This is a genomic window from Geodermatophilus chilensis (genome assembly GCF_002802985.1).
GTDB lineage: Bacteria > Actinomycetota > Actinomycetes > Mycobacteriales > Geodermatophilaceae > Geodermatophilus > Geodermatophilus chilensis.
In genome coordinates this window covers 1-10484 of the sequence record NZ_NVPT01000170.1, presented here as the reverse complement: position 1 = coordinate 10484, position 10484 = coordinate 1, and the positions used below count along the sequence as shown (strand labels likewise).

The window sequence follows — 10484 nt, the reverse complement described above, 5'->3', positions numbered from 1 at the left end:
GGCAACTCGTTTTCGTCCACTGTTCGGAAATACATCGTCGAGTGGTCCGCGGTCCGGGACAAGGGGGCGACTCCCGACAGGTGACGGGGTGCTGTGGGCCCGACAGCCGTTCACCGGACCACGGGCCCGAAGCGTGTGCGTATGTAGCAAGTCGCCCCTCGGACACCGGCTGATGCACACCGGGTCGTCGCATCCCCTCGCGGCGTCTGCCAACTCGTGGTCGGCTCCCTCCTTCTCAGCCAGCCCATGCAAGTGGTTGCGCCTCCGCGTAGGCGGCCTCGATACTGACCGGGCGCGAAGTGATCGGTCCCGGCAATGGACGCCAGGTCAGGGGTGCGGATGGACTCGGAAGCGCCGGCGCTGCTGCTGGCGACGGACGGTTCGATATCGGCGTTGGGCGCCACGCTGAGGGCGATCGAGTTGGCGCGGGAGCGGGGCGCGCAGCTGCACGCGGTGCACGTCGCGACCCCCGAGTCCGATCTCCAGGTCGAGTTCGCGGAGACGAGCCTCGAGACGCTGCACGCGCGGCCCGTCGACGGGCTCGAGGCAGCCCGCTACCTCGCCGAGAAGGCCGGCGTGCCCGTGCACACCCACGAGGTGCGGGGGGCGATCGTCGACGCAATCGTGCAGACCGCCCGGCGCGTAGGCGCTGACACGATCATCGCTGGGGAGACCGGCCCCCGCCCGTTCGGGGGGGACAAGGTGGGCAGTGTTGCGGAGGGCATACGGCGGCACTCCGACGACATCCCCGTGGTCCTCGTGCCGGGGCGCACGGGGGAGGTCGTCCCGGTGCTCGCGGAGATCCTCAGGAGCGATCCCGCGGCGGTGCCGGGCGGCGGTTCCGCCGACTCGGACATCGACTGGACGGCGGCAGTGCGAGACCAGTCGTTCCGCGACCTGATTGCGATCAAGGTGCGGTTCCTCGTCCCGGTCATCGTCTTCTACCTCGGGTTCTACTTGGGGATCACCCTGCTCGCCGGCTTCGCCCCGGGGTTCATGGCCCGGCGCGTCGTTGGTGCTGTGAACGTCGGCTACCTGCTCATCATCGCGATCTACGTGGTCGTGTGGATCCTCGCGCTCGTCTACGTGCGAGTGGCGAACACCATTTTCGACCCCAAGGCGGCCAGCGTGGCGGCGGACGCAACCGGACAGGCGTCGAAGCGATGAGGTTCCTGACGATCGCGATCTTCCTCGTCATCCTGGGCGTGACGATCGGGATCACGTACTGGGCTGCGCGCCGTACCCGGACCGCGAGCGAGTTCTACACCGCAGGGCGCCAGCTGGGCGCGGCGGAGAACGGGTTTGCGCTCGCGGGCGACTGGATGAGCGCGGCGGCCTTCCTGGGCTTCAGCGGGCTCGTCGCCCTCTACGGAATGGACGGCTCGCTTTATGCCGTCGCGGCACTGGTGGCGTTCCTCCTGGTCCTGCTGGTGATCGCCGAGCCGCTCCGCAACACCGGCAAGTACACGCTGGCCGACGTCATCGCCTACCGCATGCAGCGCCCGCAGGCCCGGCTTGCGGCGGTCGTCGGCACCGTCGTGGTCAATCTGGCGTACCTAATCCCGCAGATGGTCGGAGCAGGAGCCCTCGCCAAGCTTCTGCTCGGCATCCCCTACAGCACGGCCGTCGTGTTGTCGGGGGTCGCGATGGTGCTGTACGTGGCCTTCGGGGGGATGCTCGCGACGACGTGGGTGCAGATCGTCAAAGCAGTGCTGCTGCTGGCGGCCGCCGCCGTCCTCGTATTCTGGATTCTCGCCAAGTTCGGCTTCAACCCGGTGGCCCTGTTCGACGGCATCGAGTCCAGGTACGGCGCGCAGTTGTTGTCGCCGAACAACTACCTGAAGAACCCGTGGGACCAACTCTCCCTCGGCCTTGGCTTTGCGTTCGGCACCGCGGGACTTCCGCACGTCATGATCCGGTTCTACACGGTTCGCGATGCGAAGACGGCGCGAAAGTCGGTCATCTGGGTGATGTTCCTGGCCGGTGCGTTCTTCATGGCGACAACGCTCATCGGCTTCGCCGCCGCGTACTACGTCGGGCGCGACAACATCCTCCAGGCCGACAAGGGGGGCAATCTCGCGCTACCGCTGCTCGCACAGCACCTCGCTGGGGGGCCGGGCAGTGTCGGCGGCCAGGTGTTCCTTGCGTTCGTCTCGGCGGTCGCATTCGCCACGATCGTCGCGGTGGTCGCCGGGCTTACTCTCGCGACCGCCGGCGCGATAGCGCACGACGTCTACGTGAACGTCATCAAGGGCGGTCACGTGGATGAGCGGACGCAGGTGCGGGTGGCGCGGATGTCCACGCTCGCTGTCGGCGCCGTGGCGATCGCGCTCGGGCTGCTCGCGCAGGGCCTCAACGTCGCCGTCCTCGTGGTCCTGGCCATCGCGGTCGCGGCGAGCTGCAACTTCCCGATCGTCGCGCTGTCGCTGTTCTGGCGGCGCTTCAACGCCTACGGAGTGATCGGGGGAGTGACGTTCGGGCTCGTCTCCGCGGTCGGGCTCGCCTTCCTCGGGCCCGCGTTCCAGGGCGCGAACGCCGTTTTCCCCCTCGTCAACCCCACCGTGCTCAGCATGCCGCTGGGGTTCCTCGGCGCGGTGCTCGGCACGCTGCTGCAGCGGCCCGACGACGGCTCGAACAAGCGGTTCGACGAGGTCGTGTTCCGCGCGCAGACCGGCGTCGGCGCCGAGGCCTAGTCCGACAACGAGGAAGGAATGCAGATGCCCGGCCGCGAGGCGCTCGCCTTCGACATGTACGGCACTCTGGTGGACCCGATCCGGATCTGGACCCGCCTTGAGCAGTACGTGCCCGACCAGGCGCTGCGCATTGCGGAGGTGTGGCGGCAGAAGCAGCTGGAGTACAGCTTTCGGCTGACCGCGATGGAGCGGTACGAAGACTTCGAACAGCTGACGCGCAAGTCGCTCGACTACGCGCTGGCGACAGCGGGCCGAGAGCTCACGGCCGAGCAGAAGGACGCGCTCATGGCGCAGTACAACGACCTGGAGCGGTTTCCCGACGTCGAGCCGGGCCTGAGCCGGCTGCAGCAGCTGGGCCACGCCATGGTCGTCTTCTCGAACGGGTCCCCCCGGATGCTCGACGCCCTCATGGACGCCGCCGGACTCCGGCCGTACTTCGACGGCTTCGTGAGCGTCGACGAGGTCCAGGCCTTCAAGCCCTCGCCCAAGACGTACGGTCGCGTCGCGGAGCGGCTCGGCCGGCCGATCGGGGAGATCCGCCTCATCTCCTCCAACCCGTTCGACGACATCGGCGCGGAGTCGGCCGGTATGCAGGCCACTTGGGTGGACCGGTCCGGTGGACTGTTCGACACGCTGCGGCCGCCCCCGCAGATGGTCGTCGGATCGTTGATCGAGCTGGCCGACGTCCTGGAGAAGGACGGCCAGGCCTGACGCCGCAGGCACGTGCTCGGATGCCGCGGCGGGTGGCGTCCACCAGGAGGGTTCGGATGACGACGTTCGCGCACTTCCCCCAGGTCGACCACGGGGATGCCGCGGGGGAGCTCGAGGCGACATACGACGACATCCGGCTGACGCTGCGCGTTCCGTGGGTCGCGTTCGCGTGCCGTGTCCTCGCCACGTTCCCGGCTTTTCTGCCTCTCGCGTGGCGCCGCAGCGCCGGCGCGTTCGGCACCCGGTACGCCGAGCAGGCCGCCGACGAGTTGCGCGAGCGGTCTCTTCTCGGTGTCGAGCCGGCGCTGGACCTGAGGGAACGGCTGCGGAGCGCGGGGTGGGACGACGACCGGGTCGACACTGTCCGGCGGGTCCTGAACGAGCTGAACTACGGCAACCCGAAGTACCTGCTGTTGCTGACTGCGTGGAGCGAACGTTTCCAGATGCGCGCCGCCGGAGGCGCCCAGGTCCCGGACGACCTCCGCGCCGCGGTGCCGAAGGGCCACCCCGAGGGGATGGACCCGCTCCTGCCGCTCGTCGATCCGGAACAAGCCTCGGTCCAGCTCCAGACACTGCTCAAGCGCGTGGCGGACATTCACTACCACCACGGCCCCGCCAGCGACTTCCGCGTGCTCGCGCACTGGCCGGACCTCCTCGAGTCGGTAACCGACGAGATCCTCGCCCCGGTGGTGCGGACCGAGGGCTACGACGCGAAGGCTCGGGAGCTCGTCGTCCGCGCCCGGGAGCTCGCGCAAGGCCTACCCGAGCCGGTCGGTGTGGAGCGCACCGAGCTGGCGTCGGCATGTACGCCGGCGGAGCTTGCCGGCCTCACCGGCGTTCTGTTCATGTACCAGCGTTTCATCGCCGACATCACGATCAGCATCGTGCACGTCACGGAGTGCCTCGACGGCCCGGCGGCAGCGTCACGGTCGCACTTCCCGGTACCCGAACCGAGCTAGGGAGGCACCGGCGATGCCACGGCTCGACACCTTGTCGGACCTGTCCCGAAACTCGATCCTCGCGCTTCCGGTCGACCGCAACGAGGCGGCCCCGTTCACGCCGCTGTCCAAGCCGTTGAGCGACTGCACCGTCGCGTTGGTCACGTCCGCCGGCCTGCACTGCCGCGACGACAAGCCGTTCCGGAAGTTCGACCCCGGTTATCGCGTCATTCCCGCCGACGCCCACCTCAGCGACCTCGTCGTCAGCCACACCAGCATCGGCTTCGACCGGGTCCCCATGCAGCAGGACCTCAACGTCGTCTTCCCGCTCGACCGCGTCCGCGAGCTCGCTGGCCCCGGCGCCGTCGGCGCCGTCGCGCCGCACTGTTACTCGTTCATGGGCGCACAGAACGACCTGTCCGTAGTCAAGCAGCAGACGGGGCCGGAGGTCGCCCAGCGGTTGGTTGGTGAGGGCGTCGACGTCGTCGTCCTCACGCCCACCTAGCCGTGGTGCACACACACGGTCTGTGTGCTCGCACGCGTTCTGGAACACGCCGGGTTGGTCACGACCATGTTGGCCTTGGTCCGCGAACACGTCGAGACGGTGAAGCCGCCCCGCGCCGTCTACGTCCCGTACCCGTTCGGCGCCACCCTGGGGAAGCCGCGCAACCCGGAGCATCAGCATCGCGTTCTCGGCGCGGCTCTTGCCCTTCTCGAGCACGACGGGCCGGTCCTCGCCGACTTCCACGACCCGGAGTACGTCGAGCAGCGCGGTGCCCCCGAGCAGTACTCGGAGGTGGCGACGGAACCGGGTTCCGTCCGGCGCTGTGATGCCGACCCGGCGACAGAGACGACCAGGGTGCGGCAGTACTACACCAAGTGGGTGGAGCAGCACGGCGCGACGAGCGTCGGTGTCACCCGCGTACCGCCGTCGCGGTTCCGGGCCATCATCCGCTTTCTCGAGGACTACGCCAACGGCAAGGACGCCGACATGCGAGAACGCCCGCCCGACGTCTCGCTCGCCGAGTGGATCCGTCTGTGCTCCCTCGACCTGCGCGCGATGTTCTCAGAGGCCAAGATGGCGATGCAGCCCGGGGTGACGTCGGACGAGATTCACCGCTGGTTCTGGGGCGAGACATCGGTTGCCGGCCTGCTCGTGCGAGTCAAGGACCGGATGGCGGCATCGGACGACGAGACGGTCAGCGGGGCGGCGTACGGGGTGGCGCGATGACGGCCGCGCTCGCAGGGCCGCGGCGAGCAATAGCTCCAGGGGCTCGTGCGATCGGAGTCGATGGTGGAGGCGGTCGGATGCGGTCAGGAGAGGGCGGCTAGGTGGAGTTTCCGGATGAGCTTCGCTACACGTCGGAGCACCAGTGGCTGCGCGTGGAGCCCGACGGCACTGCGGTCGTCGGCATCACCGACTTCGCACAGGACGAGCTGGGCGAGATCGTGTATATCGACCTCCCCAAGGTGGGCGACTCCGTCGAGAAGAACGCTCCGTTCGGCGAGGTGGAGTCCAACAAGACGTCGTCGCAGGTGTACGCCCCCTGCTCCGGCGAGGTCCTCGCCGTGAACACGAACCTGCAGACCGCGCCGGACCATGTGAACAGCGACCCGTACGGCCAGGGCTGGATCATCAGGCTGCGCCCCCACGACCCTCATGAGTTCGAGTCTCTGCTGGACTCGGCGAGCTACCGCCGGTCGGTCGAGGGCTAGGCCACTCGTCCCGTCGCGCCGGGGGAACCCCACCGCGTGGCGACGCGAACCTGCGGGGACGAACCGGATGATCAGCGAGGTCCCAGGCCGTAGACGCCGACCGCGGTGCCGACGGTCGGGCGGCCCTCGCGCGCCGGGTACGACAACGACAGGGGAGGCGAGTCGGGTGGACTACATCATCGGTCACCCCGGCGAATTGGTGTGGGTCGCGGCGAAGGCGCTCGCTCTCTACCTCACCGCGGTCATCGGGTTTCGCGTCGGCGAGCGACGAACGCTCGCCGAGATGTCGCCGTTCGACTTCGTCGCTGCGGTTGCCGTCGGCGCGGTCGTCGGTCGAGTCCCGAACGCAAGCGACGCGAGCTACTTCGCCGGCGCGATCACCCTGGTGACCGTCCTCTGCGCTCACAGCGTCCTGACCCGTGCCCGCCGATTTCCGGCGGTGGCGGCGCTTATCGACCACGTCCCACGCCTGCTCGTGGCGCATGGGCAGGTGCTGGACCGAGAGATGCGGCGCAGCGGGCTCACCAACGCCGACCTGTACGGACTGCTGCGCAAGCACAACATCCGGGATTTGTCCGAGGTCCGCTACGTGATCTTCGAGCAGCGTGGGAACATCTCCGTCGTCCGCGAGCCGGGGTACTCGTACGACGGCGACGGCGACGTCCTGCATGGGGTGCTCCCACGCGCCGAGCAAGCGCGCGGCAATGAAGACCACGCTCCTTGACCCACAGGCAGCAGCACGCTTGGCACGGCTCGAGCTTGTGACGGACGCTGAACTTGCCTTTCACTAGGAGATTGCTAGTGCTCCGCATCTGACGTGGTTTGTGTCTTGCGATGCCGTGGATTGGTGGCCTTGGCGATGATCGTGTCGGGGTCCTTGGTCCAGGTGAACGGGGTGCAGCGGTCGTTCCAGGCGGCGATGAACCGCTCGATGGCGGCGATGAGGTCAGCCACGGTCGGGAAGCTGCCGCGGCGCAGCGCCTGGCGGGTGATGATGGAGAGGAACACCTCGACCAGGTTCAGCCACGAGCCCGAGGTCGGCGTGAAGTGCAGGCGCACTCGTCGGTGACCGGCCAGCCAGGCCCGGACCGCGGGGTGTTTGTGGGTGGCGTAGTTGTCGACCACGACATGCAGCTGCCGGCGGGGATAGGCGGCGGCGACCTGCTTCAGGAACGCGAGGAACTCCTGGTGGCGATGCCGTTCGGTGCAGGCGTCGGTGACCCGCCCGGTGGCCGCCTCCAGGGCTTCAAACCGTCCTGGATCTATGGAGGCCGGGTTCAAGCCACCTCGAGGGCCGGGGTGGCGGTGGTGTCACGGTAGTTGGCCTCGAACTCCACCGGCGGTCGGTAGCCGATCGCAGAGTGCAGGCGTTCGGTGTTGAACCAGTGGACTCAGGCGGCGGTCTCCCGCTCAACGGCCGACCGGCTGGTCCAGGACCGCTGCCGGTCGATCAGCTCGGTCTTGTACATGCCGATGGTCGACTCCATCAGCGCGGTGTCTAGGGCGTCACCGACCGAGCCGATCGAGCCGGCGGTCCCGGCCTCGGTCAGCGCCTCGGTGAACGCCAGCGACGTGTACTGGCCATCCGCTACACCGAACGGCTGGCCGAGGCCGGCGCGGTCACCTCCGCCGGCTCGCGCGGGGACTCCTACCACACGCCGCCGCCGAGTCCCTCATCGGCCTGTACAAGACCGAGCTCATCCGCCGCCGCGGCCCCTGGCGCGGCCTCGACGACGTCGAACTCGCGACGCTGGAGTACGTCGACTGGTTCAACCACCGACGCCTCCGCAGCGCCTGCGGCGACATCCCGCCGGTCGAGTACGAGGACAACTACTACCGTCAGATCGCCGGCCTCACCGAGGACCAACCGGCAGAACCGAGCCTCCGCTGAACTCGGGGCGGTTCAGCCCGCTGGTGCGGCGTGATCCAGCCGGCGAGGCGCCGGTCGCACCAGTCCCGGATGTCGCGGCGGGCCGCCTCGCTGCGGTACAGGCCTCGGCGGCGCGATGTCATGGCCTGATCATCACCGGCCGCTCGACGAGAGGAGCGCTGGTCGTGCCCGACGCCGGCCTGACGGGCACGCCGATCCACGAGCCCGGATCGCCGCCGGTGGTCCGCCGGACCGCTGACCGCCGTGGGGATCGACGAGCGCGAGCAGCGGCTGGTGTCCTCACCACTGATGCCCAGGACGTGTGGCATCTCGCCTTGGCCCTGTCCGGCCAGGCACGTCCCGGACGAGCGAGCGCGACGACGAGTAGGCAGACGCTCTGCACGACGACCTCGACGAAACTCGGAGCCTGCCCGTGGCCGCCGGCGGCTGGATCACACTCGTCACGGAGCCGCTCGCATGGCGTCGGGGACACGCGGCCTGCCAGATCGGCCTCCTGGATTTAAACATTGATCGACGATGCGCCAGTTGACCATAATCCTGGTCATGACGACGCAGTCGCTGGCCGCGGTCAAGGCCCACTTCAGCCAGATCATCGACGAGGTCACCGGAACCCACGAGCGGGTGACCGTGACCAAGAACGGCAGCCCGGTAGCGGTCATCCTCGCCGTCGAGGACTACGAGTCGTTGATGGAGACCCTGGAGGTCCTCTCCGACCCCGAGACCGTGGCGCAGATCCGGCAGGCGGAGTCGCAGATGCGCGACGGCGAGAGCTACGACGAGGCCCAGGTCCGCGCCGCCCTCGCGGCCCGCCACGGGTGAGCGAGCCGCGCGTCTACACCGTCGTCCTGTCAGCTGCCGCCAAGCGGGCCATCGAGCGGGATCTGCCCGAGGCGGTGGCCGTGGCCGTCGTCGACTTCCTGTACGGACCGCTCGCCGCTGACCCGTACCAGGTCGGCAAGCCGTTGCGGTTTGAGCTCGAGGGCTACTGGTCCGCGCGACGGGGTCAGTACCGCGTCATCTACTCCGTCCACGACGACGAGATCCTGGTCAGGGTCGTGCGGATCTCGCACCGCGCCGACGTCTACAGGTAACGGGCCCGCGGCCTTCAGGATGTCGCTCGGTCGACGACTGCGAGGCGTGTGCGTATGTAGCGAGTCGCCCCTCGGACACAGTCTCACCCCGGTGTTCCTGCAGTTCAGGAGCCCGGGGTGCATCCGTTTTGGCCCTAAAAGGGCCTCGTGATACTGCCGTGATACTTCGCGGCTCCTACGCGGTATCAGCGTCAGCCGTCGAGCAGCGCGGGGAACCGGTCGGCCGCCTGCCGTCCCATGCCGGGGTGGACGTGTTGGTAGACGGTGAGCGTGATGGTCGCGTTCGCGTGGCCGAGTCGTTCGGACACGACCTTGACCGGCTCGCCGGCCGCCAGCAGCAGGGGCGCGTGGGTGTGCCGCAGGTCGTGCAGCCGGATCACCGGTAACAGCTCCTCCCCCAACGCCCTACGAGCCTGGACGACGTGCGCGACGAACTGGCGCGAGAACCGCTCGGGGTGACGGTGGCTGCCGTCCAGGGTGCCGAGCACCAGAGCGGTGTCCCGGACCAGGTCCAGCGCCAGTGAGCCGCGCACCGCACGGTAGGCGCGCAGGACCGCGACCGTGCCGGCGTCCAGCTCGACGACGCGGGACTGACCGGTCTTGGTCGCGCCTTCGACGAGGCGCTCGCCCTTCCCTTTGTCCTTGACCACGCCCACACTGCGTCGGACGGCGATCCGTCCGGCGTCTAGGTCGACGTCCCGCCAACGCAGCGCCAGCGCCTCACCGCGACGTATCCCGGTGAAGGCGAGCAACCGCCAGCCCATGGCCACATCGGAGTCGTGCTCGTCGGCCCACCTCAGGAACCGGGCGAGTTCGGGCGCCGTCCACGCGTGCATCTCGGGCGGCCGGGCCTGCGACGGGCTCGGTGGGGTGGACCGGTCGGTGGGGTTGACCGCGAGCTGGCCGTGCTTGACCGCGTCGCCGAGTGCTGACCGGAGGAAGGTGAAGACGTAACGCACCGTGCGGGGTGACAGGCCGCCCTGACCGTCGGCGCGACCCGAGGCCTCCAGCGTGCGCATCCATCCATCGACTGCCGTGCCGGAGAGCGGTCCATCGGTGTGGCACCCAGGTGGGGCGCGATGTGCAGGCGCACGTTCTCCCGGTAGCTGGCGAGCGTCCCGGGTGCCAGCCGCTGGCCCTCGAGCCACTCGGAGAGGTAGGCGGCGAGTGGCTGCTTAGAGCTCCCGCCAGTAGGTCAACGGATCCGCGGTGATCTTGGTCGGGTATCCCAGCGGTAGAGGTACCAGGCGGCCCGCCGTAGAGCACGGACGGTGACGATGGCCGCCGCCAGGGCCAGGTAGGCGTCGACACAGTCTTTGCGGCGTTCGGTGCAGCGGCGCAGGCGGCCGAAGTCGTTGAGCCAGGAGTTGGCCCGCTCCACCACCCACCGCTTGCCGACCTGGATCGGCGCGGGTGCGCCGCGGGAGGCGATGTGGCCGCGCAG

General features: G+C 68.9%; 11 protein-coding genes and 4 pseudogenes. 11 read left to right on the top strand and 4 right to left on the bottom strand.

Going from position 1 to position 10484, the window contains the following annotated elements:
- Window positions 1–339 precede the first annotated feature (339 nt).
- The 8 genes from CNO22_RS22190 to CNO22_RS22155 all read left to right on the top strand — a co-directional run bounded on the left by CNO22_RS22190 (window position 340) and on the right by CNO22_RS22155 (window position 6782).
- Window positions 340–1167 (top strand): DUF485 domain-containing protein, encoded by an 828-nt coding sequence (locus CNO22_RS22190; RefSeq protein WP_198588515.1) that lies wholly within the window; start codon window positions 340–342, stop codon window positions 1165–1167.
- Complete coding sequence (locus CNO22_RS22185; protein ID WP_100501400.1) at window positions 1164–2693, top strand: solute symporter family protein; 1530 nt, start codon at window positions 1164–1166, stop codon at window positions 2691–2693. Before CNO22_RS22190 ends, CNO22_RS22185 begins: the two co-directional genes overlap by 4 nt.
- 24 nt (window positions 2694–2717) lie before the next feature.
- A complete protein-coding gene (locus tag CNO22_RS22180) occupies window positions 2718–3404 on the top strand; it encodes a haloacid dehalogenase type II (protein ID WP_157937072.1) in 687 nt (228 codons plus the stop codon).
- 56 nt (window positions 3405–3460) lie between these two features.
- The gene (locus tag CNO22_RS22175) at window positions 3461–4363 is read left to right on the top strand and encodes a halocarboxylic acid dehydrogenase DehI family protein (RefSeq protein ID WP_157937071.1); all 903 of its coding nucleotides are present in this window, start codon (window positions 3461–3463) and stop codon (window positions 4361–4363) included.
- A 13-nt stretch (window positions 4364–4376) separates the two neighbouring features.
- On the top strand, window positions 4377–4847 hold the full coding sequence (locus CNO22_RS22170) for a glycine/sarcosine/betaine reductase selenoprotein B family protein (RefSeq protein ID WP_100501397.1): 471 nt from the start codon (window positions 4377–4379) through the stop codon (window positions 4845–4847).
- 24 nt (window positions 4848–4871) lie between these two features.
- Window positions 4872–5573, top strand: coding sequence for a hypothetical protein (locus CNO22_RS22165; protein ID WP_100501396.1), 702 nt, complete (start codon window positions 4872–4874; stop codon window positions 5571–5573).
- A 101-nt stretch (window positions 5574–5674) separates the two neighbouring features.
- Window positions 5675–6058, top strand: coding sequence for a glycine cleavage system protein GcvH (gene gcvH, locus CNO22_RS22160; protein ID WP_100501395.1), 384 nt, complete (start codon window positions 5675–5677; stop codon window positions 6056–6058).
- Between the two features lie 166 nt (window positions 6059–6224).
- Complete coding sequence (locus tag CNO22_RS22155; RefSeq protein ID WP_100501394.1) at window positions 6225–6782, top strand: DUF421 domain-containing protein; 558 nt, start codon at window positions 6225–6227, stop codon at window positions 6780–6782.
- 74 nt (window positions 6783–6856) lie between these two features.
- On the opposite strand, the pseudogene CNO22_RS22150 reads toward CNO22_RS22155, so the two are convergent.
- Both CNO22_RS22150 and CNO22_RS22145 read right to left on the bottom strand, forming a co-directional pair.
- Window positions 6857–7309 (bottom strand): annotated as a pseudogene (locus CNO22_RS22150) (IS630 family transposase); the annotation flags it as partial.
- Between the two features lie 26 nt (window positions 7310–7335).
- Window positions 7336–7647, bottom strand: a pseudogene (locus CNO22_RS22145) (integrase core domain-containing protein); the annotation flags it as partial.
- Here CNO22_RS22145 and CNO22_RS22140 point away from each other — a divergent pair.
- From CNO22_RS22140 to CNO22_RS22130, 3 genes and pseudogenes are all read left to right on the top strand, one after another.
- Window positions 7639–7949 (top strand): annotated as a pseudogene (locus tag CNO22_RS22140) (integrase core domain-containing protein); the annotation flags it as partial. The pseudogenes CNO22_RS22145 and CNO22_RS22140 sit on opposite strands and share 9 nt — an antisense overlap.
- 543 nt (window positions 7950–8492) lie before the next feature.
- A complete protein-coding gene (locus CNO22_RS22135; RefSeq protein ID WP_100501393.1) occupies window positions 8493–8768 on the top strand; it encodes a type II toxin-antitoxin system Phd/YefM family antitoxin in 276 nt (91 codons plus the stop codon).
- Window positions 8765–9040 carry a type II toxin-antitoxin system RelE family toxin gene (locus CNO22_RS22130; RefSeq protein ID WP_100501392.1) on the top strand — a complete coding sequence of 92 codons (276 nt, stop codon included), beginning with the start codon at window positions 8765–8767 and terminating at the stop codon, window positions 9038–9040. The genes CNO22_RS22135 and CNO22_RS22130 overlap by 4 nt, the downstream gene beginning before the upstream one ends.
- A gap of 191 nt (window positions 9041–9231) precedes the next feature.
- Here the strand turns inward: CNO22_RS22130 and CNO22_RS22125 are convergent, their stop codons facing one another.
- Window positions 9232–10059 (bottom strand): tyrosine-type recombinase/integrase, encoded by an 828-nt coding sequence (locus CNO22_RS22125; protein WP_100501391.1) that lies wholly within the window; start codon window positions 10057–10059, stop codon window positions 9232–9234.
- Window positions 10060–10235: 176 nt separating this feature from the next.
- Window positions 10236–10484, bottom strand: a pseudogene (locus CNO22_RS22120) (IS5/IS1182 family transposase); the annotation flags it as partial.

Coding starts and splice junctions, on each gene's coding strand:
- CNO22_RS22190 (WP_198588515.1), top strand. CDS start 340: ATGGACTCGGAAGCGCCGGCGCTGCTGCTGGCGACGGACGGTTCGATA.
- CNO22_RS22180 (WP_157937072.1), top strand. CDS start 2,718: ATGCCCGGCCGCGAGGCGCTCGCCTTCGACATGTACGGCACTCTGGTG.
- CNO22_RS22175 (WP_157937071.1), top strand. CDS start 3,461: ATGACGACGTTCGCGCACTTCCCCCAGGTCGACCACGGGGATGCCGCG.
- CNO22_RS22135 (WP_100501393.1), top strand. CDS start 8,493: ATGACGACGCAGTCGCTGGCCGCGGTCAAGGCCCACTTCAGCCAGATC.
- CNO22_RS22125 (WP_100501391.1), bottom strand. CDS start 10,059: ATGCGCACGCTGGAGGCCTCGGGTCGCGCCGACGGTCAGGGCGGCCTG.
- CNO22_RS22170 (WP_100501397.1), top strand. CDS start 4,377: ATGCCACGGCTCGACACCTTGTCGGACCTGTCCCGAAACTCGATCCTC.
- CNO22_RS22185 (WP_100501400.1), top strand. CDS start 1,164: ATGAGGTTCCTGACGATCGCGATCTTCCTCGTCATCCTGGGCGTGACG.